This window comes from Streptomyces incanus, assembly GCF_042656345.1.
In the GTDB taxonomy this organism is placed as follows: Bacteria; Actinomycetota; Actinomycetes; order Streptomycetales; family Streptomycetaceae; genus Streptomyces; species Streptomyces incanus.
Genome location: NZ_JBHSPC010000028.1, coordinates 43,258 through 67,373 on the forward strand (window position 1 = coordinate 43,258; position 24,116 = coordinate 67,373).

The 24,116-nt window shown below is 72.3% G+C and carries 23 protein-coding genes; 8 read left to right on the plus strand and 15 right to left on the minus strand.

What is annotated here, in order from left to right; translation table 11 throughout:
- Positions 1 to 85 precede the first annotated feature (85 nt).
- The gene (locus ACFP2V_RS10995) at positions 86 to 496 is read left to right on the plus strand and encodes a winged helix-turn-helix transcriptional regulator (RefSeq protein WP_381209221.1); all 411 of its coding nucleotides are present in this window, start codon (positions 86 to 88) and stop codon (positions 494 to 496) included.
- Here ACFP2V_RS10995 and mutM read toward each other — a convergent pair.
- From mutM to recG, 8 genes are all read right to left on the minus strand, one after another.
- A complete protein-coding gene (mutM, locus tag ACFP2V_RS11000) occupies positions 469 to 1,329 on the minus strand; it encodes a bifunctional DNA-formamidopyrimidine glycosylase/DNA-(apurinic or apyrimidinic site) lyase (RefSeq protein WP_381209224.1) in 861 nt (286 codons plus the stop codon). The two genes, ACFP2V_RS10995 and mutM, sit on opposite strands and share 28 nt — an antisense overlap.
- Before the next feature lie 140 nt (positions 1,330 to 1,469).
- The gene (gene rnc / locus ACFP2V_RS11005; protein ID WP_381209227.1) at positions 1,470 to 2,321 is read right to left on the minus strand and encodes a ribonuclease III; all 852 of its coding nucleotides are present in this window, start codon (positions 2,319 to 2,321) and stop codon (positions 1,470 to 1,472) included.
- Positions 2,322 to 2,328: 7 nt separating this feature from the next.
- Complete coding sequence (gene rpmF / locus ACFP2V_RS11010; protein ID WP_007493396.1) at positions 2,329 to 2,502, minus strand: 50S ribosomal protein L32; 174 nt, start codon at positions 2,500 to 2,502, stop codon at positions 2,329 to 2,331.
- 2 nt (positions 2,503 to 2,504) lie between these two features.
- Positions 2,505 to 3,149 (minus strand): YceD family protein, encoded by a 645-nt coding sequence (locus ACFP2V_RS11015; RefSeq protein ID WP_381209231.1) that lies wholly within the window; start codon positions 3,147 to 3,149, stop codon positions 2,505 to 2,507.
- A 194-nt stretch (positions 3,150 to 3,343) separates the two neighbouring features.
- On the minus strand, positions 3,344 to 4,468 hold the full coding sequence (locus tag ACFP2V_RS11020) for an ATP synthase F0 subunit B (RefSeq protein ID WP_381209234.1): 1,125 nt from the start codon (positions 4,466 to 4,468) through the stop codon (positions 3,344 to 3,346).
- A 187-nt stretch (positions 4,469 to 4,655) separates the two neighbouring features.
- Positions 4,656 to 5,135 carry a pantetheine-phosphate adenylyltransferase gene (coaD, locus tag ACFP2V_RS11025; RefSeq protein ID WP_381209317.1) on the minus strand — a complete coding sequence of 160 codons (480 nt, stop codon included), beginning with the start codon at positions 5,133 to 5,135 and terminating at the stop codon, positions 4,656 to 4,658.
- A gap of 26 nt (positions 5,136 to 5,161) precedes the next feature.
- A complete protein-coding gene (gene rsmD / locus ACFP2V_RS11030; protein ID WP_381209237.1) occupies positions 5,162 to 5,749 on the minus strand; it encodes a 16S rRNA (guanine(966)-N(2))-methyltransferase RsmD in 588 nt (195 codons plus the stop codon).
- A 55-nt stretch (positions 5,750 to 5,804) separates the two neighbouring features.
- Positions 5,805 to 8,042, minus strand: coding sequence for an ATP-dependent DNA helicase RecG (gene recG / locus ACFP2V_RS11035; protein ID WP_381209240.1), 2,238 nt, complete (start codon positions 8,040 to 8,042; stop codon positions 5,805 to 5,807).
- Between the two features lie 375 nt (positions 8,043 to 8,417).
- Between recG and ACFP2V_RS11040 the strand changes: the two genes are divergently transcribed.
- Positions 8,418 to 10,268 carry an HSP90 family protein gene (locus ACFP2V_RS11040; RefSeq protein ID WP_381209320.1) on the plus strand — a complete coding sequence of 617 codons (1,851 nt, stop codon included), beginning with the start codon at positions 8,418 to 8,420 and terminating at the stop codon, positions 10,266 to 10,268.
- On the plus strand, positions 10,265 to 13,264 hold the full coding sequence (locus ACFP2V_RS11045) for a tetratricopeptide repeat protein (RefSeq protein ID WP_381209243.1): 3,000 nt from the start codon (positions 10,265 to 10,267) through the stop codon (positions 13,262 to 13,264). Before ACFP2V_RS11040 ends, ACFP2V_RS11045 begins: the two co-directional genes overlap by 4 nt.
- A 467-nt stretch (positions 13,265 to 13,731) precedes the next feature.
- Here ACFP2V_RS11045 and ACFP2V_RS11050 read toward each other — a convergent pair whose 3' ends face one another.
- Positions 13,732 to 15,450 carry a DAK2 domain-containing protein gene (locus ACFP2V_RS11050; RefSeq protein ID WP_381209246.1) on the minus strand — a complete coding sequence of 573 codons (1,719 nt, stop codon included), beginning with the start codon at positions 15,448 to 15,450 and terminating at the stop codon, positions 13,732 to 13,734.
- 267 nt (positions 15,451 to 15,717) lie between these two features.
- Between ACFP2V_RS11050 and rpmB the strand changes: the two genes are divergently transcribed.
- Positions 15,718 to 15,903: a 50S ribosomal protein L28 gene (rpmB, locus tag ACFP2V_RS11055; RefSeq protein WP_004924906.1), complete on the plus strand. Its 186-nt coding sequence runs from the start codon at positions 15,718 to 15,720 to the stop codon at positions 15,901 to 15,903.
- A gap of 142 nt (positions 15,904 to 16,045) precedes the next feature.
- Here rpmB and thiD read toward each other — a convergent pair whose 3' ends face one another.
- Together thiD and ACFP2V_RS11065 are read right to left on the minus strand one after the other, a co-directional pair.
- Positions 16,046 to 16,939, minus strand: a complete 894-nt coding sequence (gene thiD, locus ACFP2V_RS11060) for a bifunctional hydroxymethylpyrimidine kinase/phosphomethylpyrimidine kinase (protein WP_381209250.1) — start codon at positions 16,937 to 16,939, stop codon at positions 16,046 to 16,048.
- Complete coding sequence (locus ACFP2V_RS11065) at positions 16,936 to 17,901, minus strand: thiamine-phosphate kinase (RefSeq protein ID WP_381209253.1); 966 nt, start codon at positions 17,899 to 17,901, stop codon at positions 16,936 to 16,938. Before ACFP2V_RS11065 ends, thiD begins: the two co-directional genes overlap by 4 nt.
- A gap of 218 nt (positions 17,902 to 18,119) precedes the next feature.
- Between ACFP2V_RS11065 and ACFP2V_RS11070 the strand changes: the two genes are divergently transcribed.
- Both ACFP2V_RS11070 and ACFP2V_RS11075 read left to right on the plus strand, forming a co-directional pair.
- Positions 18,120 to 18,353 carry an Lrp/AsnC family transcriptional regulator gene (locus ACFP2V_RS11070; RefSeq protein ID WP_381209256.1) on the plus strand — a complete coding sequence of 78 codons (234 nt, stop codon included), beginning with the start codon at positions 18,120 to 18,122 and terminating at the stop codon, positions 18,351 to 18,353.
- Between the two features lie 20 nt (positions 18,354 to 18,373).
- The gene (locus ACFP2V_RS11075; protein ID WP_381209259.1) at positions 18,374 to 18,871 is read left to right on the plus strand and encodes a DUF3515 domain-containing protein; all 498 of its coding nucleotides are present in this window, start codon (positions 18,374 to 18,376) and stop codon (positions 18,869 to 18,871) included.
- A gap of 184 nt (positions 18,872 to 19,055) precedes the next feature.
- Here ACFP2V_RS11075 and ACFP2V_RS11080 read toward each other — a convergent pair whose 3' ends face one another.
- The 3 genes from ACFP2V_RS11080 to ACFP2V_RS11090 form a co-directional block, all read right to left on the minus strand.
- Positions 19,056 to 20,213 carry a D-alanine--D-alanine ligase family protein gene (locus ACFP2V_RS11080; RefSeq protein WP_381209262.1) on the minus strand — a complete coding sequence of 386 codons (1,158 nt, stop codon included), beginning with the start codon at positions 20,211 to 20,213 and terminating at the stop codon, positions 19,056 to 19,058.
- Between the two features lie 94 nt (positions 20,214 to 20,307).
- Positions 20,308 to 21,318 carry an NAD(P)H-dependent glycerol-3-phosphate dehydrogenase gene (locus ACFP2V_RS11085; RefSeq protein WP_381209265.1) on the minus strand — a complete coding sequence of 337 codons (1,011 nt, stop codon included), beginning with the start codon at positions 21,316 to 21,318 and terminating at the stop codon, positions 20,308 to 20,310.
- Positions 21,315 to 22,244 (minus strand): lysophospholipid acyltransferase family protein, encoded by a 930-nt coding sequence (locus tag ACFP2V_RS11090; protein WP_381209268.1) that lies wholly within the window; start codon positions 22,242 to 22,244, stop codon positions 21,315 to 21,317. Before ACFP2V_RS11090 ends, ACFP2V_RS11085 begins: the two co-directional genes overlap by 4 nt.
- A gap of 158 nt (positions 22,245 to 22,402) precedes the next feature.
- Here ACFP2V_RS11090 and cofC point away from each other — a divergent pair, with 158 nt between their 5' ends.
- Together cofC and ACFP2V_RS11100 are read left to right on the plus strand one after the other, a co-directional pair.
- Positions 22,403 to 23,041 (plus strand): 2-phospho-L-lactate guanylyltransferase, encoded by a 639-nt coding sequence (cofC, locus tag ACFP2V_RS11095; RefSeq protein ID WP_381209271.1) that lies wholly within the window; start codon positions 22,403 to 22,405, stop codon positions 23,039 to 23,041.
- A 9-nt stretch (positions 23,042 to 23,050) separates the two neighbouring features.
- Complete coding sequence (locus tag ACFP2V_RS11100; protein ID WP_381209274.1) at positions 23,051 to 23,254, plus strand: hypothetical protein; 204 nt, start codon at positions 23,051 to 23,053, stop codon at positions 23,252 to 23,254.
- A 159-nt stretch (positions 23,255 to 23,413) separates the two neighbouring features.
- Here the strand turns inward: ACFP2V_RS11100 and ACFP2V_RS11105 are convergent, their stop codons facing one another.
- On the minus strand, positions 23,414 to 24,052 hold the full coding sequence (locus ACFP2V_RS11105; protein WP_381209323.1) for an HU family DNA-binding protein: 639 nt from the start codon (positions 24,050 to 24,052) through the stop codon (positions 23,414 to 23,416).
- Positions 24,053 to 24,116 lie beyond the last annotated feature (64 nt).

Below are 24,116 nucleotides of genomic sequence, written 5' to 3' on the forward strand. Positions count from 1 at the left end.
CGTGCCTCTCCGTACGGTCTTACCGGCGCTGTCGTGCGGTGAGTGCAATCCGTGGGTAAGCGCTGTATCGAAGTACGCTGAAGGCATGACGAGCACGCGGCCGCACCCGGAGGATTCGGCGGAGCAGCGGCCCCCCTACAACGCGTTCGCCAGACTGTGCCCGTCGCGCGGCACGCTGGAGCATGTGACGGGACGCTGGGGCGCGCTGACGCTCGGGGCACTGTGCGAGGGGTCGCTGCGCTTCAACGAGCTGCGCCGCCGGGTCGACGGTGTGAGCGAGAAGATGCTCTCCCAGACGCTGCACGCGCTGGAGCGCGACGGTCTGGTGCACCGCGAGGCGCAGCCGACCAACCCGCCCCGGGTGGACTACGAACTCACCCCGCTGGGCCACGAGGTCGCGCGGCGCGTGCTGTCCCTCATCCATTTCCTGGAGGACAGCATGGACGACGTGCTCCAGGCCCGCGAGAGCTACGACGCGGCGCGCGGAGCCCTCTGACACCTCGGGCAGAAGTAGCTGGACCGGTTCATCCAGGGCCGTCGGCGCATCGGCGTACCGCAGCGCCGGCAGGGCAGGCCCTCCCGGCCGTAGGCGTCCAGGGACCGGTCGAAGTAGCCCGATTCGCCGTTGACGTTGACGTACAGGCTGTCGAAGCTGGTGCCGCCCACCGCGAGGGCGGCGTTCATCACGTCCCGGACGTGGTCCAGGAGAAGCTGGGAGCGTGGGCGGGTGAAGGTCTCCGTGGGGCGCTCGTAGTGGATGCGGGCCCGCCACAGCGCCTCGTCCGCGTAGATGTTGCCCACTCCGCTGATCAGTGTCTGGTCGAGCAGGGCCCGTTTGATCGTGGTGCGCTTGCGGCGCAGCGCCCGGTGGAAGGCCTCGTCGTCGAAGAGCGGGTCGAGGGGGTCTCGGGCGATGTGCGCGATGACCTCGGGCAGCCCGTCGGGGGTGTTGTCGTGCAGCGAGAGCCCGCCGAAGGTGCGCTGGTCGACGAAGCGGAGCTCGGTGTCCAGGTCGTCGGTGAAGCGGACCCTCACGCGCAGGTGCTTCTCGTCCGCCGCGCTGTGCGGCTGGACCAGCAGCTGGCCGCTCATGCCGAGGTGGGCCAGGACCGACTGGTCCGAGTCCTCCAGGGGCAGCCACAGGTACTTGCCGCGGCGGCCGGGGACGCCGACGCGGTGACCCCTCAGTCGGTGCGCGAAGTCGTCGGCGCCGGCGAGGTGGCGGCGGACCGCGCGCGGGTGCAGCACCTCGGCCGCGGCGACGGTCCGGTGGGCGACCCACCGCTCCAGTCCGCGCCGTACGACCTCGACCTCGGGCAGCTCGGGCATGGTTCCCCCTCCGAGGACCTCTCTCCACGACCGCGACCCGAACACCCGTCCCCTGCCGGGGGCGGGCGCTCGGGTCGCGCTCTGCGTGTATCGCGAACACCCCGAAGACCGCGGGTGCCGCGTGATCCGTGTACGGATCGTCAGGCGGAGGCCGACGACGCCTCGGCGGCAGGTTCGGCGCCCGCGTCGGCGACCGGGCCGGCCGCTTCGGTCGAGGCAGCCGCCTCGGCGCGCTCGTCCGCGGCGGCCCGGATGGACCGCCAGGCGGACTCGGCGGCCTGTTGCTCCGCTTCCTTCTTGCTGCGGCCGGTGCCGGTGCCGTACGAGACGCCTCCGACGCGGGCGGCAGCAGTGAAGGTCTTCTCGTGGTCGGGGCCGGTCTCCGTGACCAGGTACTCGGGCACGCCGAGTCCTTCGATCGCGGTGAGCTCCTGGAGACTGGTCTTCCAGTCCAGGCCGGCACCGAGGTTGGAGGACTTCTCGATCAGCGGGTCGAACAGACGGTGCACCAGCTCCGCCGCCGAGTCGAGTCCCTGGTCGAGATAGACCGCGCCGATCACCGCTTCGAGGGTGTCGGCGAGGATGGATGCCTTGTCCCGGCCACCTGTGCCCTCTTCACCGCGGCCGAGCCGGATGAAGGAACCGAGGTCGAGCCCGCGGCCCACCTCCGCCAGCGCACGCGAGTTGACCACCGCGGCCCGCAGCTTGGCCAGCTGTCCTTCGGGCAGATCGGGGTGGGTGCGGTACAGCGTGTCCGTGACGACGAGGCCGAGCACGGAGTCCCCCAGGAACTCCAGTCGCTCGTTCGTCGGCAGACCGCCGTTCTCGTACGCGTAGGAACGGTGGGTCAGCGCGCGTACCAGAAGGGCGGACTCGAGCTGGTAGCCGAGCCGCCCTTCCAGAAGCGTGTGGGACGAGGCCTGGTGGTCCGCCGATCCGCTCCCGCTCTCGCGGGGCGACTGCTTCTTGGGCGTGGACACAGTGCCTCTCACCAGCCGCTCAGACCTCGAGGACCTGGCGCTTGTTGTAAGTGCCGCAAGACGGGCACGCGATGTGCTGCAGCTTGGGCTCGTGGCAGCGCTCGCACGCAACCAGGGTGGGGACCGCAGCCTTCCACTGCGACCGGCGGTGGCGCGTGTTGCTGCGCGACATCTTCCGCTTCGGAACAGCCACGGCTACTTCTCCTGCTTCTCGTCGACGCCCGGTTCGGCGCCGCTCATCTCGTCCTTCTCGCCATCTTCGGGTGAACCGGCGAGTCCCTGCAGTGCCGCCCAACGGATGTCGACGGCGTCGTGGTGGTGGTCCGGGTCGTCCGCGAGCCGGGCTCCGCATTCGGAGCACAGGCCGGGGCAGTCGTCCTGGCACACCGGCTGCATCGGCAGTGCGAGCACCACCGCATCGCGCAGCACGGGCTCGAGGTCGAACATGCCGTCCTCGAGGGGAAGCCTGTCCTCGTCGTCCTCGGCGTCGTCGCCCGGTTCCGCCTTCACGCGGCCCCGGTCGTCGGCGTCAGGGTACGAGAACATCTCCTGGTATTCCGCGACGAGCTCCTGCTCGAGCGGCTCCAGACACCTTACGCACTCCCCCTCGGCCGTCGCACGGGCGGTGCCTGTGACCAGCACACCTTCCATGACCGACTCGAGCCGGAGTTCGAGTTCCACCGGGGCGCCTTCCGGCACTCCGATGACTCCCTGGATCCCGAGGTCCCTGGGCGCCTCGAGCGAGCGGGTCAGGCGCTGCAGCGCGCCCGGCCTCCGTCCCAGCTCGTGTGTGTCGAACACGAGGGGATTGCGGTGGTCGAGGCGGGCGTTCAGAGCCATTCCTGCTTTCGATCTTCGAGCTCGGAGAAACGCTGTCCCATGGTGTTCCCGGGCAGCGTGGATCGCGGACGTCTACGAAGTCAGCGCAGTACACACACGACCGAGGAGCCAGGATACTGGACCTTCGGCTCTCGTCCCAATCCGGGCCGGTGACAGGCCACGGGCCGGGCACCGCCCGGGCCGTGGCCGGACGGTCAGCCGTTGCCGCGGCCCTGTTCGTAGGCGCGCAGCTGCTCGGCGCTGATCATGCTGGTGTCGAAGAGACTGATCTCGTCGAGGGCCGCGGGGTCCTGCTGCTGGGGGGCGTAGTCCTGCCGGCCCTGTCCGGGGTCGTAGGCCGGCTGCTGCGGCGTCTCGTAGCCCTGGTAGGCGGCGTACGGGTCGGCCTGCTGAGCGGCGGCCTGCTGCGGGTAGCCGTAGGGGTCCTGCCCGCCGCCGTACTGCTGCGGGTAGCCGCCGTACGGATCGGGCTGCTCGTTCTGCTGCGCGTAGCCGTACGCCTGTTGCTGCTGGGCGTAGTCCGGCTGGGCGACCTGCTGGGGCTGCTCGGGCGCGGCCTGCTGGGGCCGGGCGGGCCGCTGGGCCGGGGCGTCCGACATGGCCGCGAGGTCGGCGAGGTAGTCGGCGTCGCTGGAGTGCTGGATGGTGGTCATGTCCTCGGCGAGGGCGCCGAGGTCGTCGCTGGCGATCCGGCCGTGCAGGGTCTGGCGGCCCCGGCCGACCGCCTCCAGGGTCTTGGCGAGGACCGCCTCGAAGGCGCCGAGCTTGACGTCGACGTACTCGTCGGCGCTGCGGCGCAGGGTCTCCGGGTCGTGGCTGCGCTCGGGGGCGTCGTCTTCCTCGGGGTCCACGTAGCCCTGCTCGTCGAGGCCGGGTCCGGTGCCGAGCAGCTTCTCGCGGCCGCGGCCGACGGAGCCGAGGGTCTTGGTGAGGACGACCTCGAAGTTGGCGAGCTTGGAGTCGACGTAGTCGTCGGCCTCGGCGCGGACCTCTTCGGCCTCCTTGCGGGCCTCGGTGAGAATCCGGTCGGCCTCGGACTGGGAGCGGCGGGCGACCTCCGTGCCGGAGATCAGGGAGCCGCGCTCGGCGTGCGCGCCCTCGATGATCCGCTCGGCCTCCTGGCGTGCCCGCTCGACCATCTGCTCGCGGCCGCCGATGAGTTCCTGGGCCTGGGCGAGCGAGTCGGGCAGCGCCGCGCGCACCTCTTCGAGCATCGAGAGCAGGTCGGCGCGATTGACCACGCACGAGGCCGACATGGGCATCGACCGGGCCCCGGAGACCAGGTCGACGATCTCGTCCAGCTTCTTCTGCACGTCCACCGTGTGCTCGCCACTCTCTACAGCTGTGTTGGAGACGGACGCAACGACTGTACGACCCTGGGGCGGGTGGGGAACACCGCCCGGCGGATTGCCCGGGGGCGGCGGCCCCGGGGCTGGAGGGCCGGTCCGGCTCCGCCGTGCGCTCAGTGCTCGCGCGGGCGGCGCCCGGACCGTGGGCGGGTGGCTCTCAGTCCTTGCGGAGGCGCTCGGAGAGGGCGGAGAAGACCTCCGGGGGCACCAGGTGCGAGACGTCGCCGCCCCAGGTGGCGACCTCCTTGACCAGGGAGGACGACAGGAAGCTGTAGGTCGGGTTGGTGGGGATGAAGAGGGTCTCCACGCCCGAGAGGCCGTTGTTCATCTGGGCCATCTGCAGCTCGTAGTCGAAGTCGCTGACCGCGCGCAGGCCCTTGACGATCGCGGGGATCTCGCGCTGCTTGCAGAAGTCGACGAGCAGGCCGTGGAAGGCCTCGACCCGGACGTTCCCGTACTCGGCGGTGACCCGGCCGATCAGGTCGATCCGCTCCTCGACCTCGAAGAGGCCCTTCTTGGACTGGTTGATCATCACCGCGACGTAGACCTCGTCATAGAGACTCGAGGCTCGGGCGATGATGTCGAGATGTCCGTTGGTGATGGGGTCGAACGACCCGGGGCAGACGGCGCGGCGCACTGGTGGTCCCTCGCTCTCCGGTCCGGTCATCGTGCGTCTTCGCACGTAGAGGCGGCGCGACCGTACCAAAACGTTCCCTCGCCGTAGCGACGGGCCCGGAGCGCTTCGAAACCGGGCGGCCACGCGAAATCCCCGCCTCTGGTGCTGCGCTCCACGGTGACGAGGGCTTCGCCGGTGAGCCAGCCCCCGGTACGGAGTGTGAGAAGGATCTCGCGGAGATCATCGTCGGAGACGGCGTACGGGGGGTCGAGGAAGACGAGGTCGTACGGTTCGGCGGGCGGGGGCGTACGGATGATCTGTTCCGCTTTGCCCGGTCTGACCTCGGCGCCGGGCAGCCCCAGTGCCTTGACGTTGTCCCGGACCGTGCGGACGGCTCTGGCGTCGGCCTCGACGAGGAGGGTGTGTCCGGCTCCCCGGGACAGGGCCTCCAGGCCGACGGCGCCGGACCCGGCGTACAGGTCGAGGACGCGCTCGCCGTCCAGCGGGCCGCCGAGGAGGGCCTGCCAGGTGGAGAACAGGCCTTCGCGCGCACGGTCGGAGGTGGGGCGGGTGCCGCTGCCCGGCGGTACGCCCAGGCGGCGTCCGCCGGCCCGGCCGGCGATCACGCGGGTCATGTCCTCGTCCTTGTCCTCGTCGGTGTGCTTGTCGGTGCCCGGCCGTCCCAGTCTGTCAGCCCTTCTCCAGGTACTGCTCCCTCTCGTCGTCCAGCAGCGCGGCCAGCGCGGTGCGCAGTCCCGGCAGGCGCTCCAGCTCGGGGTCGGCGGCGACGACCGCGGTGGCCTCCTCGCGTGCCTCGGCGATGATCTCCTCGTCGTCGATGACGGCGAGCACGCGCAGGCTGGAGCGGGTGCCGGACTGGGCCTGGCCCAGGACGTCGCCCTCGCGGCGCTGTTCGAGGTCGATGCGGGAGAGTTCGAAGCCGTCCAGAGTCTCGGCGACCGCGCCGAGCCGCGCGCGGGCCGGGCTCGCCTCGGGCATCTCGGTGACGAGCAGGCACAGGCCGGGGGCCGAGCCGCGGCCGACCCGGCCGCGCAGCTGGTGGAGCTGGGAGACGCCGAAGCGGTCCGCGTCCATGATCACCATGGCGGTGGCGTTGGGGACGTTGACGCCGACCTCGATGACGGTGGTGGCGACCAGGACATCGGTCTCGCCGGCCGCGAAGCGGCGCATGACGGCGTCCTTGTCGTCCGGCTGCATCCTGCCGTGCAGGACCTCCACGCGAAGACCGTTCAGGGGCCCCTCGGCCAGGTGTGCGGCGACGTCGAGGACGGCGAGCGGCGGGCGCTTCTCGGTGTCGTCCTCGGGGGTCGCGGGCTTCGCCTTGCCGGTCTTCTTCGGGTCGTCCTCCTCGTCCCCGATGCGCGGGCAGACCACGTACGCCTGGTGGCCTTTTTCGACCTCCTCGCGGACCCGTTCCCAGGCGCGGGCCAGGAAGTGGGGTTTGTCGGCGGCGGGGACGACATGGCTGGCGATGGGCGAGCGGCCGGCCGGGAGCTGGTCGAGGACGGAGGTCTCCAGGTCGCCGAAGACGGTCATCGCGACCGTGCGCGGGATGGGGGTGGCGGTCATGACGAGCAGGTGCGGGGGCTGTTTGCCCTTGCCGCGCAGGGCGTCGCGCTGTTCGACGCCGAACCGGTGCTGCTCGTCGACGACGACCAGGCCCAGGTCGTGGAACTGCACCTTGTCCTCGATCAGCGCGTGGGTGCCGATCACGAGGCCGGCCTCGCCGGTGGCCAGGTCGAGCAGGGCGTGGCGGCGGGCCGCCGTGCCCATCGAGCCGGTGAGCAGCACCACCTTCGTGGCGTTCTCCGCCCCGCCCAGCATGCCGCCCTCGGCCAGTTCGCCCATCATCTCGGTGATCGAACGGTGGTGCTGCTGGGCGAGCACCTCGGTGGGCGCCAGCATGGCCGCCTGTCCCCCGGCGTCGACGACGGCGAGCATGGCGCGCAGGGCGACCAGGGTCTTTCCGCTGCCGACCTCGCCTTGGAGCAGCCGGTGCATCGGGTGTTCGGTGGCGAGGTCGGCGAAGATCTCGCCGGAGACCTTCCGCTGGCCGTCGGTGAGCGTGAAGGGGAGCCGGTCGTCGAAGGCGGCCAGCAGGCCGTCGGGCTCCGGTTTGCGGGCGACGGCGGGGAGCAGGGCGTCGGCGTGACGGCGGCGGGCGAGGGCGACCTGGAGGACGAAGGCCTCGTCCCATTTCAGGCGGGCGCGGGCGTCCTCGATGTCCGCCCTGGTGTGCGGGCGGTGGATCTTCAGCAGGGCCTCGGGGAGCGGGACCAGGCCGCGCCCTTCGCGCAGCGGGCCGGGGAGGGGGTCCACGGCGTCCTGGGCGTGGGGCAGGACGGTCTGGAGCGCCTTGCCGATCTTCCAGGACTCCAGTTTGGCGGTGGCGGGATAGATCGGGATGAGCGCGCCGGCCCAGGTCTCGACGCTCTCCTGCGGATCGCCTCGCAGCAGCTCGTACGCGGGGTGGGCGAGCTGGAGGCGGCGGTTGAAGACGGAGACCTTGCCGGCGAACATCGCGCGGGTGCCCGGCAGGAGTTCCTTGTGCGGCTTGTGGACTCCGCTGCCGAAGAAGACGAGTCGGAGCCGGCCGCTGCCGTCCGTGATGGTGACCTCCAGGCGCTGGCCCTTGCCTCGCGGGGCCTTGGTGGAGGCGAAGGTGTGCAGGCGGGCGTCGTCGACCTGGGCGACCACGGTGACGTGCTCGTCCATGGGGAGATCGGCGAGGTGGCTGAGCTGGCCGCGCTCCTCGTATCTGCGGGGATAGTGGTGGAGGAGGTCGCCGACCGTGTGCAGGCCGAGGTACTCGGCCATCACCTTCGCGGTGGGAGGGCCGAGCACCGACTTCAGCGGCTGTTGCAGTGGTTCTCTCGACGGTTCTTGCAGTGCGGGCACGGGATCCATTGCACACCACGGCACTGACAAAGCGGGAACGCCGGTGCCGCTGGGCCCTGTCGTCCGACTCGCGTCGTCCGCCGGGGGCGGGCCTCGCGGCGTCATGGGGTCCCCCTCCTGCTCGAGCGAAGACGAGAGCTCGGGGAAGCGTGCTCTCGGTGCGCCGGGCCCCGAGCCTCGTACCGGATGTCCTCGGGTCCGGGCCCGGTGCGGCGAGTGGGGCCCTGCTCGAAGAGCTTGGCGGAGGGTTGGGAATTCCCTGGTCAGAGGAGTCTCCCGGGCTCTAGGATGACGCGCCAACGCTCCGGCCATCCCCGCGGTCACCGCCTCACCGGGACCGCCCGACCCCGCGCCGTCAAGAGTCCCCCCACCGGCGCCGTGACGATGGACTCCCAGATCTCTCAGGCACCCCAGGCATCCGGCTCACCCCAGTCGCCCCATACGTTCCAGGTCGATCTCCGTGGCCTGGTGGACCTGCTCTCCCATCATCTCTATTCCAGTCCCAAGGTCTATCTGCGCGAGCTGCTGCAGAACGCGGTGGACGCCATCACCGCCCGCCGCGCCGAGGATCCGGACGCCCCCGCCCGGGTGCGGCTGTCCGTGGAGGCGGGCGCGCTGCGGGTGGAGGACACCGGCGTCGGCCTCACCGAGGCGGACGTGCACCATCTGCTCGCCACCATCGGGCGCAGCTCCAAGCGCGCCGAGGGTCTGCAGGAGGCCCGCTCGGACTTCCTCGGGCAGTTCGGCATCGGGCTGCTCGCCTGCTTCGTGGTGGCCGAGCGGATCCGCGTGGTCAGCCGCAGCTCACGGACGCCGGACGCGCCGCCCGTGGAGTGGACGGCGCGCGACGACGGTTCGTACACGGTGCGGACGCTGCCGCACGAGGCGCGGCCCGAACCGGGCACCACCGTGCACCTGGTGGCGCGGACCGGGTCCGCCGAGTGGCTGGCCGAGGCGCGGGTCCTGTCGCTGGCCCGGGACTTCGGCTCGCTGCTGCCGTACGACGTGCGGGTGGGCGAGGAGAAGGTCACCGAGCTGCCCGCGCCCTGGGACCGTGCGTATCCGAGCCCCGCCGCCCGCAGGGTGGCGCTCGCCCGGCACTGTCACGAACTGTTCGGCTTCCTTCCGCTGGACTCCATCGACCTGGACGTGCCACTGGCCGGGGTGCGCGGAGTGGCGTACGTGCTGCCCTCGGCGGTCAGCCCGGCCCAGCGCGCGGGGCACCGCGTGCACCTGAAGGGCATGCTGCTGACCGAGCGGGCCGAACAGCTGCTGCCCGACTGGGCCTTCTTCGTGCGCTGCGTCCTGGACACGGACAGTCTGCGACCCACGGCCTCACGCGAGTCGCTGTACGAGGACGAGACGCTGGCCGGGGTCCGCGAGGCGCTGGGCGAGCGGGTCCGCGGCTGGCTGACCGGGCTGGCCGCGGGTGACCCGGAGCGGCTCGCGGCGTTCCTGTCGGTGCACTACTTGGGCGTGAAGGCGCTCGCGCGGCACGACCGGGAGATGCTGCGCACCATGCTGCCCTGGCTGCCGTTCGAGACGACGGACGGGCGGCTGTCCCTGGAGGAGTTCGCGCAGCGGCACCCGATGGTGCACTTCACGCGGACGGTCGAGGAGTACCGGCAGGTCGCGCCGATCGCGTCCGCGCAGGGCATCGGCGTGGTCAACGGCGGTTACACGTACGACAGCGAGCTGGTCGAGGCGCTGCCCTCGGTGCGGCCGGGCACCGTGGTCGCCGAGCTGGACGCGGACACGGTCACCGCCCATCTGGACGCGGTGGACCCGGCCGAGGAACTGGCCCTGGCGGGCTTCCTGGCCGCCGCGCGGGCCAAGCTGGATCCGCTGGGCTGCGACGTCGTCCTGCGCGCGTTCCACCCGCTGTCCGTGCCCGCACTGCACTTGGACGACCGGGAGTCCCGGCACGAACAGGCGCGCGCCGAGGCGGAGTCGGGGGCCGACGACCTGTGGGCCGGCATCCTCGGCTCGCTGCGCGGCAGTGCCCCGCGGGCGCGCCTGGTGCTCAATCACCTCAACCCGCTGGTGCGGCGGATCAGTTCGCTGGGCGACCCCGAACTCATCGGCACCGCGACCGAGTCGCTGTACGGGCAGGCGCTGCTCATGGCGCAGCGGCAGCTGCGACCGGCCGACTCGGCGCTGCTCAACCGGGCGTTCCTCGGCCTGCTGGAGTGGGCCACCCACGACGACGAGTCCACGGGGGGCTCTCACCGATGAGCTCGATCACCGATTTCGATTCCCTGCGCCGCGCGATGGGCGAGAACTCCGAACAGCCGGAGGGGCCGGCTCGCAACGCGCGCGCGGAGCACCTGCTGCTCGAGGCCGAGAAGCTGAACATCCCGCTCGCCGTCATCGAGGCGCTCGGGCACCAGCTGAAGGTCTACAACTACAGCTCGGAGAAGGGAAAGATGTTCGTCCCCTTCGCGCGGCTGCTGCGCATGTGGGACGAACGCCCTGAGGACTTCGACGAGTACGAGACGCATTCGCTGCACTGGGTCTTCAAGTGGATGTCGGCCGGCATGCTCGACCAGCCGCACATCCCGCTCGCGTCGATCGAGAAGTGGCTCGGCGAGATGGAGCACCGCTACCGGCTGGCCGGTCATTCGGAGCGGGCGGTGCGCAGCGCCGAGTTCAGTGTGGCCGCGCATGTCGGGGACGTGCCGCGGGCCGATCGGGCGTACGCCGGGTGGCTGGCCGCCGACCGGGACACCATGGCCGACTGCCACGCGTGCGAACTGCACGGGCAGGGCTGGTGGCAGGCGGAGAACGGGCGGGACGCGGAGGCGCTCGAGCTGTGGCGGCCGGTCCTGGAGGGCGAGTTCACCTGCGCCCACGAACCGCACACGGCCCTCGCGTCCTCTCTGCTGCCGCTGCTGCGGCTGGGCCGCGCGGACGAGGCGCGCGCCCACCATCTGCGCGGTTTCCGGCTGGTCCGGCCCATGGAGAGCATGCGCGGCGCCTACGCGGACCACGTGGAGTTCTGCGCGCTGAGCGGCAACGAGGCGCGCGCCCTCGAACTGCTCGCGGAGCGGCCCGCCTACTTCACCGACGAGGGGCATCCGCGCAGCAAGCTGGACTTCCTGAGCGTGGTGGCACTGCTCATGGACCGGCTGACCTGGCTCGGCCTGGGCGGCGGCCAGGTCCCCGGTCCGGCCGGGCGGACCTGGACCGCCGCGGAACTCGCCCCGCACGCGCGGGCCGAGGCGCTCGCTCTGGCGGCCCGTTTCGACGAGCGCAACGGCACGGAGCACGTCAGTGAGCGGGCCCTCGCGCGGATGGCGCGCCGCCCGCTGGTGGACCGGCTGCCGCTCGGCGTACGGCCGTCGGGCGCGTCCCCGATCCGCGCGCCCGAGCGCCCGGTACGGCCGGTGGCGCCGGGTGCTGAGACGTCCGCGGCACCCGGCACGGAGTCCTCCGGCGATTCCTCGCTGCCCGCGCTGCTCGTCGAGGCGCGGCGGATGTCGGACACCCTGCAGCCGCACGCCGTGGAGGCCTGGGCGGCGGTGGCGCGCGCCGCCCAGGAGGCAAAGGCGGCGGGGGACGACGTCGCCCTGGAGCCCCGCGACCGCGCGGAGGTCGCCGACCACGAGGCGATGGTCCTCGGTCCCGAGGCCACCGGCCTCTTCGAGCGGGCCGCCGAGCTGTACGCGGAGGCGGGCGACCCCGGGGAGGCCCTGGCGGCACGCGCGCGTGCGGCGTACGTCCACGCGCTGGCGGGCCAGGTGGACGAGGCACTCGCGGCGGTGGCCGGGCCGCACGAGGAGATCCTCGCGCTGTACGCCGCCGGCGGTACGGGCCTGCGGCAGACGGCCTCGGTGCTGATGGCACGGGCGCGGATCCTGACCCGGCGCGTGCACGCCGCCGGGGAGGACCTTGAGGACGCCGTCCTGGAAAAGGCCGTGACCGCCGTACGCGCGGTGCTCGCGCTCGTGGAGGGGCACACCGGTGAGGACGTTCGGCTCGCCGCGCGGGCCGCCGAGGCGCAGGCGATGCTCGGCGAGCTGGCGGGGCGCGCCGGGGACGTGGAAACCGCCGCGGAACTGTCCGCGCGGGCCGCCGAGGCGTTCGTCGCGGCGGGGCTGCCGTGGTTCGCGGTGGAGTACGAGACCCGGCTGGCGCAGCTCGCCCACCACCTCGGCGACGTCGACGGCGCCGAACGGGCGCTGCGGGCGGCCCTGGAGCACGGCGGGCCGTATCTGGAGCCGGTCGGGCGGGCGCAGCTGCAGCTGCAGCTCGCCGAGGTCACCGGCGGGCTCGGGCGGGTGGCGGAGGCCACGGACCACGCCCTGGAGGCGGCGCACTGGGCCGACGAGGCGGGCGAGGGACCGACGCTGGGCGTCTGGGCGCGGCATCAGCTCGGCGGGTTCCTGCTGCGGCGCGGGCGGTGGGCCGAGGCCGCCGAGGTGCTGGAGTCCGTACTGCCCGAGGTGACCGCCGGGACGCATGGCGACGGGGCGGTCGTGCAGACGCTCTGGTGGCTCGGGGACTGCCTCGGTGAGCTGGGCGAGCACCGGGCCGCCGCCGAGCGGCGGTTGCAGGCCGCCGGGATCGCCCGGAACTGGCCGGAGCAGCAGGACCACGCGACGCTGGCCCATCTGGCCGCGTCCAGCCTGGAGCAGGCGGGCCTGGCCGACGAGGCGGAGCGGGCCTACGCGCGCGCGGGCGAGCTGTGGCGCACGGTCGGCGACGCGCCCGGTCTGGTGCGCTCGCTGCGCGCCCGCGCGTGGCTCACGCTGCGCGGGGAGGCGGGCCCGGACGGGGCACGCACGCTGATGGCGGACGCGGTCGAGGAGTGCGAGGCGGCGGTGGACGCGGCCCCGGACGACGAGACCCGCGCGCGTCTCACCGCCGACCTCGGCCACACCCACCGGCAGTTCGCGGACCTGCTGGTGCGGGTGGCGGACGGAGGGGCCGCGGACGACGACGGGGAGACCCTGTTCGAGGAGGCGGTGACCGCGCTGGACCGGGCGATCGCCACGTTCGCGCTCCTCGGCCCGGACACCCTCCAGGACCGCTCCCGGGCCGAACTGGCCGCGGCCTGGCTGGAGGCCGACCTGGGCCGTCCCGCGGACGCGGCCGCACGCGCGCGTGCCGTCCTGACCGCCCACGAGAACGCCCCGGAGGAGGACGACACGGCCCAGTCCCTGCGCGGCGAGGCGGAGCGCCTCCTGAACGCCCTCGCGGGGGAGGACCGAGAGCGCGCGCAGGACTGAATCCGCCGAACGACGGCCCCACGGACCCGGCGGGTGCCGGACCGCCATCCGGCCCCCGCACGCCAGGGCGGGCCGGCCCTCGCGGAGAAGAAACGGAAGCCGCGCCGAGGACTGGACCCGCCCAACGACAGTTGTACGAATCCGGCAGGTGCCGGCCCGCCTACGCGCGGCCGGGGCGGTACCTGCCCGGCGGGGCCCATGCGCCCGGTGGCACGGCAGAGGCGGACGGCCGCACGCGGCGGAAGTCCTTCCGGCGCGGGCGAGGTCGCACGGGGCGAGACCAGAGGGCGGGGCCGGGCCGGACGGCGTTGCGCGGCCGCGGTCGAGGCGGGGCGGTAGGCGGGGCGGTAGGCGGCACCCCGCTGGAACCCCCCGCACCGGCCCGGGCACCGCGCACTCGTGTCCGCCTCGGATGCCGCCCGCGCGACCGGCCCCCGCCCGTCACGGACGGGACCGTCGCCCCGTCCTCACTCCACCCCGATGAGGAGCAGGGCGCCCTGTCTGCCGCCCTGGTAGAGGACCGTGTCGACGGCCAGGTAGCCCTCGCGGACGTGGGTTTCCAGGTGGGTGGCGACGGTGTGGGGGGTTTCGTCGCCGAGGACCAGGGTGACCATCTCGCCGCCGGCGGAGAGCATGCGGTCCAGGACGGCCGTGGCGGTGGCTGTGACGTCGTCGCCGATCACGGCCACGTCGCCGTCGATGAGGCCGAGGACGTCACCGGCCTGGCAGATGCCCGCCATGGTCCAGGACTGCCGTTCGGCGACGGCGATCTCGGCGTACCGGGTCGCGCCCGCCGCCGAGGTCATCGCCACCACGTCCTCGTCGAAACGGCGCTCCGGCTCGTGCACCGCGAGCGCCGCGATGCCCTGGACCGCGGAGCGGGTCGGGATGAGGGCCACCCTGAGCCCTTCGGCGCGGGCTTGTTCGGCCGCCGCGGCGGCGGTGTGGCGCAGCTCGGCGTCGTTGGGCAGCAGCACCACCTCGTGCGCGTGGGCCCGCCGGACGGCCTCGACCAGTTCACCGCTCGCGGGCGGCTCGCCGGGGCGGGCCAGGACCGTGGTCGCACCGGCCCCGGTGTACAGGACGGCCAGCCCTTCGCCGGGCACCACGGCCACCACGGCCCGCGCGGTGCGCTCCACGGGCGGCCGGCCGGCCCCGGGGGCATGGGCGTCACCGGCACCGAAGTGCGCGATCCGGATACGGTGCGGGCGCCCTGCCTCGACCCCTGCCTCCACGGCGGCTCCGGCGTCGTCGACATGGACGTGGACGTTCCACAGTCCGTCACCGCCGACCACGACGAGCGAGTCCCCGAGAGCGTCGAGCCGCTGCCGCAACCGCTGCACGGCCGCGTCCTCGGCCTCCAGGAGGTAGATCACCTCGTAGGCGGGCCCGGTGACCGTGGCCTCCGTCACTCCCCCGCCGTCGGCACATCCGGCGGGTTCGTCGTGCTCCACGCGCGCGTGGGTGCCGGTTCGCACACCCGCGTGTGTCCCGGCACCGTTCCCGTACGCTCCGGGCGCGGGCCCTTTCGGCGTCTCCCCCGTGAACGTCTCGACCAGGGCCGCGAGCACCGTCACCAGCCCCCGGCCGCCCGCGTCCACCACGCCCGCCCGCCGGAGCACAGCCAGCTGGCCCGGCGTCGCGGCGAGGGCCGTGCGGGCGCCGTCGTAGGCCGCCCGCGCCACTTTCCCGCAGTCGCCCTCCGCACCGTCGGCCGCGTCGGCGGCGGCCGAGGCGACGGTGAGCACGGTGCCCTCCACGGGGTGGGCCACGGCCTGGCGCGCGGAGTCGGCCGCGGTCCGCAGGGCGCGCCGCAGCCCCTGTCCGTCGGCGTGGGCCGCCCCGTCCCCGGCCAGCACCTGCGTCATCCCCCGCAGCAGCTGCGCCAGGATCGTCCCGGAGTTGCCGCGGGCGCCGATCAGCGCCCCGTGGGCCATCGCCCGCGCCGCGTCGGCCAGCGTGGGCCCCTCGGGCCCCTCTGCCGCGTATCCCGCGAACACCGCCTCGACCGCCGTGGCCGCGGACTCGACCGTCAGATAGAGATTCGTACCGGTGTCCCCGTCCGCCACGGGGTAGACGTTGATCGCGTCGATCTCCTCGCGCGCGCGCCCCAGGGCGTCGAGCGCGAGTCCGCACCAGGCACGCACCGCGAGAGCATCGAAGAATGTCTGCGGCACCTGTGCCACCTGCGCCTCCCTGAGCTGCTGGACGTGGCACGCAGCGTAGACCTTGGGGGGCCGGACGGCGGAAGCGGGCCGGGGCGGGCCGCTGAGCTGCCATGGTAGTTTCGTTCCACTGGTTCAGCCGTTGTATGCTGCTCCGGTTGCCCGATCCGAATCGGGCCTCTCCCTGGCAGAGCCACTCAGATTCCCAAGAACTCCTCGAGTTCCGACGTTCTGATCCCGGCATGCCGGGATCAACCGTAAGTGCATCTGAAGTCTTTGGAGTGACCCGTGGCTGCCAACTGCGACGTCTGCGGCAAGGGGCCGGGCTTCGGCAACAACATCTCGCACTCGCACCGCCGTACGCCCCGTCGCTGGAACCCGAACATCCAGCGTGTGCGTACCGTGGTGGGCGGGACGCCGAAGCGCGTGAACGCTTGCACCTCGTGCATCAAGGCCGGCAAGGTCTCGCGCTGACGCTCTCGCTGAGCGCGCGGCCACAGCTGGTCCACCGCACTGAGCCGGTCCACCTCGGGTGGGCCGGCTTTTTGCCATGCCCGCACGCACGGGCGGCATGGGCCCTGCCGCCCACGCCGCCGTTCCCGGCCGGGGTCCCGCCTCAGCCCTCGCCGGACGCGGCCCCGGCCCCTACGCCGGTCCCCCGCCCGAGCGCCCACCCGTGATCCACCGGCCCTATACCGGAGCCCAGCGAGAACCCGGCCGCGATCGCCCCCGTGACGTACTTCTTGGCGGCCGCCACCGCCTGAGGCACCGGCTGCCCCTTCGCCAGGTGCGCGGCGATCGCCGAGGCCAGGGTGCAGCCCGTGCCGTGGGTGTGCCGGTTGTCGTACCGCGGAGCGCGCAGCCAGTGCTCCTGTGAACCGTCCGTGAGCAGGTCGACGGCCTCGCCCGAGTCCCCGGCGAGATGGCCGCCCTTGATCACGACCCACTGCGGCCCGAACGCCAGCACCGCTTCCGCGGCCCGGCGGAAGTCCCGTTCCGACTGTGCCCGCACACCGGTGAGTTGGGTCACCTCGTCCAGGTTCGGCGTGGCCACGGTCGCGACCGGCAGCAGTTTCGTCCGTACGGAGTCGAGCGCGGAGGCCGCCAGCAGCGCGTCCCCGTGCTTGGAGACCCCCACCGGGTCGACGACCACCGGCGCCCGGCTGCCGGCGAGCAGACCGGCCACCGCCTCGACGAGTTCGGCGGAGGCCAGCATGCCGGTCTTGACCGCCTGGACCCCGATGTCGTCGACGACACTGCGGTACTGGGCCCGTACCGCCTCCACCGGCAGCGGCCAGGCGCCCTGCACGCCGAGCGAGTTCTGCGCGGTGACCGCGGTGATCACGCTCATGCCGTGGGTGCCCAGCGCGAGCATCGTCTTCAGGTCGGCCTGGATCCCCGCACCCCCGCCGGAGTCCGAACCGGCGACCGTCAGCACCCTCGGCGGCACGGCCCCGGCACCCGCGGCGCCCTCCGTGCCCACGCCGCTTCCGGCGCTCCCGGCGCTCATGACTCGATGTCCGCGAAGTGGTCCCAGCCGCCCTGGGCGGTCCAGGGTGCCCCGTCGACCGTCACCTGGGGCAGCGCCGAGGGGTTGAGCACCTCGCCTATCACCTTCCAGCGGGCGGGGAGTTTCACGTCCGGCGGGAAGGTGGCCACGATCGCGTGGTCCTCTCCCCCGGTCAGCACCCACTGCATGGGGTCGACGCCGACGGCCTGCCCGATGTCGTTCATCTGGGAGGGGATGTCGATCGCCCCGGAGCGGATGTCGATACGCACCTTGCTGGCCTCGGCGATGTGCCCGAGGTCGGCGATCAGTCCGTCGCTCACGTCGCACATCGAGGTCGCCCCCAGCCCGGCCGCGGCGGGACCCGCGTGGTACGGCGGTTCGGGCCGCCGGTGCGCCTCGACGAAGGCGCGCGGTGAGCGGAAGCCGCGCGAGAGCACCGCGTACCCGGCCGCGGACCAGCCGAGCCAGCCGGTCACCGCGACGAGGTCGCCGGGCTGTGCGCCGGCCCGGGTCACCGGTTCCTGGTTGCGCAGATCACCGAGCGCGGTGATCGACACCATGATCGTGTCGCCGCGTACGACGTCTCCGCCGACCACCGCGGCACCCGCCACCTGGCACTCGTCGCGCAGTCCGTCCATCAGCTCGGAGGGCCAGGTCACCGGCAGTTCGCCCGGGACGACCAGCGCGAGCAGCAGCGCGGTCGGCACGGCGCCCATGGCGGCGATGTCCGCGAGGTTCTGCGCGGCGGCCTTGCGGCCGACGTCGTAGGCGGTGGACCAGTCGCGGCGGAAGTGCCTGCCCTCGAGCAGGACGTCGGTACTGGCCACGACCCGGCGGTCGGGTGCGGAGACCACGGCGGCGTCGTCGCCGGGGCCGATCCGGACCGCCGGGGTGGTGGTGAGGCGGGAGGTGAGCTCCCTGATGAGCCCGAACTCCCCGAGCTCACCAACCGTGCCCTTCATTTCCCCAGCTCCCCTTCTGTACCGGTCCGTTCCCGGTCCCGTTCCCGGTCGCGAGTCGTCCCTGCCCTCGCTACGGTCGAAGTGACCGTCAACTTGTGTCCAGTCCGTACCCCGGCGCGCGGGTTCTGGTTCCCGCGGGTCTCCCCGCGGCGAGCGGCGACGCGATACCGTGGCGTTCCTTTTCCCCACATGATCCTCGTGGCCGCCCTGGAGGTTCCGTGGTACAGGCGTACATCCTGATCCAGACAGAGGTCGGCAAGGCGTCGACCGTCGCCGATCTGATCGGCAAGATCCCTGGAATCGTCCAGGCCGAGGACGTGACCGGACCCTATGACGTCATCGTGCGCGCTCAAGCCGACACCGTCGACGACCTGGGTCGCATGGTGGTCGCGAAGGTCCAGCAAGTGGACGGCATCACCCGTACCCTGACCTGCCCGGTCGTCCATCTGTAGCCCCCGTCTACCCTGTGGCGGTGAGTTCCTTCCGCCGCCACGCCGTCCTGCCCGCCCTCGCCCTGCTGATCACCGCCGCGGGTTGCTCCTCGGCAGACGACAGCGCGTCGGCGGCGGTTCCCAGCCCGGACGCGAAGGCCACCGAGCTGTGCCGGAACCTGGACGAGGTCCTGCCGGCGACGGTGGACGACGAGAATCGCGACGATCCCGAACCCGCGTCCGCACTGACCGCGGGCTGGGGCGGCGAGGCGATCATACTGCGGTGCGGTGTCGGGCAACCGCCGAAGATGGTGGATCCCAAGGTGGCCGACGGCAACGACCCGAGGGCGATGGCGGGCGGTGTCGACGGCGTCGACTGGCTGATGGAGCAGCAGGACGACGGGGCGCACCGCTTCACGACCGCGAGCCGTGAGGCCTATGTCGAGGTGCGGGTGACCGACGGACGGGACAGCACGGGCGTACTGATCGATCTCGCCCCCGCCATCAAGGAGGCGATCCCCGAGGGGATCGCCTCCTAGACCCGTACTTCGCGGGTCCCTCGATCGTGAAGATCAAGTGATCGGGATCGGTCCACGGGCGGTCGGCCCGGCGGCGTGATTGTCATCGGGCAACCGATCGCGGCGGGAACCGGTCGGTGATCATGCGCTGAGCCTTCACTAACGGGTGACCCGCGAAGTGCGGGCCTAGAACCTTTCGCGCGCCTCAGCGCAGTCCGGTCCGCCGTCGCAGCGCCGCCTGCACCAGCCGGTCCACCAGCTCGGGGTACTCGATGCCGGTGGCCTGCCACATCTTCGGATACATCGAGATGGGTGTGAAGCCGGGCATCGTGTTGATCTCATTGATGACGAACTCGCCGTCCTCGGTGAGGAAGAAGTCCGCGCGCACCAGCCCCTCGCAGCCCGCCGCCTCGAACGCCTCCACCGCCAGCCGGCGCACCTCGGCCGTCTCCTCGCCGGTCAGCGGTGCGGGCACCATGCCGGGCGTGGAGTCGATGTACTTGGCCTCGAAGTCGTAGTACGCGTGCGCGTCGGGCGGCGGGATCTCGGCGGGCACCGAGGCACGCGGACCGTCCTCGAACTCCAGCACCCCGCATTCGATCTCGCGGCCGCGCAGGGTGGCCTCCACGAGGATCTTCGGGTCGTGCCGCTGGGCCTCGGCGATCGCCTCGTCCAGGCCGGAGAGGTCGTCGACCTTGGTGATCCCGATCGAGGAGCCCGCCCGCGCGGGCTTCACGAACAGCGGCCAGCCGTGCTCACCGGCGAAGTCGACGATCTTCTTGCGGGCGGCGGGCTCGTCGTTCTCCCACTCGCGGGGCCGGATCACCACGTACGGGCCGACCTTGAGCCCGAAGGAGGTGAACACCCTCTTCATGTACTCCTTGTCCTGCCCAACGGCGGAGGCGAGCACCCCGGAGCCCACGTAGGGAACACCGGAGAGCTCCAGGAGTCCTTGCAGGGTGCCGTCCTCGCCGTAGGGGCCATGCAGCACGGGGAAGACGACGTCGACCTCACCGAGCGCCTTCGGTACCGAACCGGGCTCGCTGTAGACGACTTCACGGCTCGCGGGATCGAGGGGGAGCACCACCGTGCCCTCGGCCGCGTCGGTGAGTTCGTCCACGCTGGGCTGCCGCCGGTCGACGATGGCCATGCGGTCCGGCTCGTCGGCGGTGAGTGCCCAGCGGCCGTCCCGGGCGATACCGATCGGCAGGACGTCGTACTTCGTCCGGTCGATGGCCTTGAGGACGGCGCCGGCGGTGACGACGGAGATCCCGTGCTCGGAGCTGCGCCCGCCGAACACAACGGCCACACGCGGCTTGCGAGGCGGCTGCTCGGGGCTCTGGGGGAGGTTCTGGGTGCTCATATCGCGATGAGAGTACCCGGTGGCCGTTCCCCTGATACAGCGCCCACGGTGCGGCAAACGGAGGGCTGCCACGCGGGCGCGCACCCCTCGTCGCTCAGTGTCGTTCCGGCTTCGCGCTGCGCGACATCAGCTCCTTGAGGGCGACCACCGGGGGCTTGCCCTCGTGCACGATGCCGACGACCGTCTCGGTGATCGGCATGTCGACGCCGTGCCGGCGGGCCAGGTCCAGCACCGACTCGCAGGACTTGACGCCCTCGGCGGTCTGTTTGGTGACCGCGACGGTCTCCTCCAGCGTCATGCCCTTGCCGAGGTTGGTGCCGAAGGTGTGGTTGCGCGACAGCGGTGAGGAGCAGGTGGCCACCAGGTCGCCCAGGCCCGCGAGTCCGGCGAAGGTCAGCGGGTCCGCGCCGAGCGCGGCACCGAGCCGGGTGGTTTCGGCGAGCCCGCGGGTGATGAGCGAGCCCTTGGCGTTGTCGCCGAGCCCCATGCCGTCCGCGATGCCGACGGCCAGCCCGATCACGTTCTTCACGGCGCCGCCCAGTTCGCAGCCGACGACGTCGGTGTTGGTGTACGGGCGGAAGTACGGCGTGTGGCAGGCGGCCTGGAGCCGCCGGGCGACGGCCTCGTCGGCGCAGGCGACCACGGCGGCGGCCGGCATCCTGGCGGCGATCTCCCGGGCGAGGTTGGGTCCGGTGACCACGGCGATCCGGTCGGCGCCGGTCCCGGCGACGTCCTCGATCACCTCGCTCATGCGCATGGCGGAGCCGAGTTCGACGCCCTTCATCAGCGACACCAGGACCGTGTCCGGGGCGAGCAGCGGCTTCCACCCGGCGAGGTTGCCGCGCAGCGTCTGGGAGGGGATCGCGAGGACGGTGAAGTCGGCGTCGCGCGCGGCCTCGGCGGCGTCCGTGGTGGCCCGCAGGTTCGCCGGGAGTTCGACTCCGGGCAGGTAGTCGGGGTTGGTGCGGGTGGAGCTGACCGCTTCGACGAGTCCGGGGCGCCGCGCCCACAGCACCACGTCGCATCCGGCGTCGGCGAGCACCATGCCGAAGGCCGTACCCCACGATCCGGTGCCGAAGACGGCCGCCTTGACCTGCTTGCTCACGTATTCAGCCCCTCTTCTTCCCGCGCGGTGGCCCGTTCCCCGGCCCTCCGCTGTTCGTTCTGCCGCTCCTGGTGCTGCCGGCCGCTCTGCGCCCCGTCCGCCGGCGAACCGTGCGCGGACGACAGGCGCTCGGACGGTCCGTGTTCCGCCGGCTCGCGCCCGGACGGACCGTCGTGCTCCCTGCGCCGGGTCTGGGCCCGGGTCTTGCGGCGCTGCTCCACGCGTTCGCGCTGCGGATCGTAGGGCTCTTCGGGGGCCTTCTCGCCGCGGATCTCCTCCAGGTGGCGGGTCACCGCGGCCATGATGGCCTCGGTCGCCTCCTTGAGCAGCTCCGGGGTCATCTCCCGGTCGTAGAAACGGTCCAGGTCGACCGGCGGTCCGGCCAGCACACGGTGCGTCTTGCGCGGGAAGAGACGGGGCTTGCCGCTGTACGGCGGCAGCACCTCGTTGGCGCCCCACTGCGCGACCGGGACCACGGGGCACCTGGTCTGCAGGGCGACCCGCGCGGCACCGGTCTTGCCGGTCATGGGCCAGCCGTCCGGATCGCGGGTGAGAGTGCCCTCGGGGTAGAAGGCGACGCATTCGCCGCGCTCCACGGCGTCGATCGCGGCCCGGAAGGCGCTGAGCGCGTCCGTGCTTTCGCGATAGACGGGGATCTGCCCGGTGCCGCGCATCATGGCACCGACGAATCCCTTGTTGAAAAGACCGCTCTTCGCCAGGAATCGCGGCACGCGACCGGTGTTGTACTGAAAGTGCGCGTAGGCGACGGGATCAATGTGCGAATTGTGGTTCACCGCGGTGATAAATCCGCCTTCAGCCGGAATGTTCTCCATTCCGCGCCAGTCCCGTTTGAGTAGAACCACCAGCGGCGGTTTGCAGATCACCGCAGCGAAGCGGTACGCGAAGCCGATTCTGCGGCGCGGCACAGAGACACCTTCCTCCAAGTCCTGGACCCGGGGGCCAGGTGGGCCGCACAAGTGTCGCCCCGGGCCGCCGGTCTGTCGAGAACACCGTACGCCCCGGTCCCCCGGCCGCCGGGTGCCGCGGGGGACAATGACGGCGACAAGAGAGGGATGTAACACGCGTGCAGTGGACCTTGGTGGTACCCCTGAAACCGCTGGCCGAGGCCAAGAGCAGGCTCTCCGACACCGCGGACGACGCCTTGCGTCCGGGGCTCGCGCTCGCCTTCGCACAGGACACGGTCGCGGCCGCCCTGGCGTGCCGCGCGGTGCGGAACGTGGCGGTCGTCACGAACGACGTCCTGGCCGGCCGCGAGCTGGCCGCGCTGGGTGCGGGAATCGTCGCCGACGAGCCGGGCGGCGGTCTGAACGCGGCACTCGCCCACGCGGCCGCCACCGTGCGGGCCTTGTGGCACGCGGGTCCCGTGGCGGCTCTCAACGCCGACCTCCCGGCGCTGCGCGCGGCCGAACTGGCACGTGCGCTGGAGAGAGCGGCCGCGTTCCCGCGCGCGTTCCTCCCCGATGCGGCGGGCGTCGGCACCACGCTGCTCACGGCGGCGGCGACGGAGGAACTGCGGCCGTCCTTCGGCCCCGGTTCCCGGGCCCGGCACCGCGCGTGGGGAGCCGTCGAACTGCGTCTCGAAGCGGTGGATTCCGTACGGCAGGACGTGGACACGGGGGACGATCTCCGGGCGGCGCTGGCGCTGGGGGTGGGGCCCCGCACGGCGGCCGCCTGCGCGCGGCTGCTGATCGCGGAGCAGTAGGCTGCGGCCATGCAGGCGACCGCGTACACCTACGACCCCGAGAGCCGCAGCGGCCAGGTGCTGCTGGACGACGGCACTCCGGTGCCCTTCGACGCGCCGGCGTTCGACGCGGGAGGTCTGAGGCTGCTGCGTCCCGGGCAGCGCGTGCGCATCGAGACCCGGGGCGAGGGTGAGGCCCGGCAGATCACCCTGGTGACGCTCCAGACGTTCTGACCAGCACGTTCCGACCAGCACGTGCCGACCGGCGCGCTCCGGGCGGCACGGCCACCGGCGACCGGTACCGGTCCCGGTACGGAACACGTGGACCGGCACACCGCGGGCCGGACTCCGTGACGGAGTCCGGCCCGGCGCGTGAGTACCGCTTCGCTGCCGCTACTTCTTGCGGGCGCTGGTCTTCTTGGCGGTGGTCTTGCGTGCGGTCGACTTCTTGGCGGGCGCGCTCGCGGCCGTCGCCTTCTTCGCCGGGGCCTTCTTGGCGGTCGTCTTCTTCGCGGCGGTGGTCTTGGCGGTCGCCGCGGCCGTCTTGCCGGGGGCCTTCTTGGCGGTCGTCTTCTTGGCGGCGGCCGCCTTTCCCGCGGCCCGCTTCGCCGTCGTCTTCTTGGCGGCGGCCTTCTTGGCGGCGGCCGACTTCGCGGTCTTCTTGGCGGCGGCCTTCTTCACCGTCGCGGAAACCCCGCCGGACAGACTGCCCTTGGGCGCCTTCTTGACGGCGACCTCGCCACCGCGCGGCAGCTTCTTCGAGCCGCTCACCAGGTCCTTGAAGCCCTGGCCCGCACGGAAGCGCGGCACCGACGTCTTCTTGACCCGAACCCGCTCGCCGGTCTGGGGGTTGCGGGCGTAGCGGGCGGGGCGGTCGACCTTCTCGAACGAACCGAAGCCGGTGACCGAGACCCGGTCACCCGCGACCACAGCGCGGACGATGGCGTCCAGGACCGCGTCGACGGCATCGGCGGCCTGCTGCCTACCGCCCATCTTGTCGGCAATCGCTTCTACGAGCTGCGCCTTGTTCACGTCTTCCCCTTCGGAGACATCGCCCGAACGGATCCGTTCAAGCATTTTCGCACGTTAGGCAGAT

Coding starts and splice junctions, on each gene's coding strand:
- ACFP2V_RS11065 (WP_381209253.1), bottom strand. CDS start 17,901: ATGAAGGGCACGGTTGGTGAGCTCGGGGAGTTCGGGCTCATCAGGGAG.
- mutM (WP_381209224.1), bottom strand. CDS start 1,329: ATGCCCGAGCTGCCCGAGGTCGAGGTCGTACGGCGCGGACTGGAGCGG.
- rsmD (WP_381209237.1), bottom strand. CDS start 5,749: ATGACCCGCGTGATCGCCGGCCGGGCCGGCGGACGCCGCCTGGGCGTA.
- recG (WP_381209240.1), bottom strand. CDS start 8,042: ATGGATCCCGTGCCCGCACTGCAAGAACCGTCGAGAGAACCACTGCAA.
- ACFP2V_RS11015 (WP_381209231.1), bottom strand. CDS start 3,149: ATGGCTCTGAACGCCCGCCTCGACCACCGCAATCCCCTCGTGTTCGAC.
- ACFP2V_RS11040 (WP_381209320.1), top strand. CDS start 8,418: ATGGACTCCCAGATCTCTCAGGCACCCCAGGCATCCGGCTCACCCCAG.
- ACFP2V_RS11100 (WP_381209274.1), top strand. CDS start 23,051: ATGCAGGCGACCGCGTACACCTACGACCCCGAGAGCCGCAGCGGCCAG.
- ACFP2V_RS11045 (WP_381209243.1), top strand. CDS start 10,265: ATGAGCTCGATCACCGATTTCGATTCCCTGCGCCGCGCGATGGGCGAG.
- ACFP2V_RS11080 (WP_381209262.1), bottom strand. CDS start 20,213: ATGAGCACCCAGAACCTCCCCCAGAGCCCCGAGCAGCCGCCTCGCAAG.
- ACFP2V_RS10995 (WP_381209221.1), top strand. CDS start 86: ATGACGAGCACGCGGCCGCACCCGGAGGATTCGGCGGAGCAGCGGCCC.
- thiD (WP_381209250.1), bottom strand. CDS start 16,939: ATGAGCGCCGGGAGCGCCGGAAGCGGCGTGGGCACGGAGGGCGCCGCG.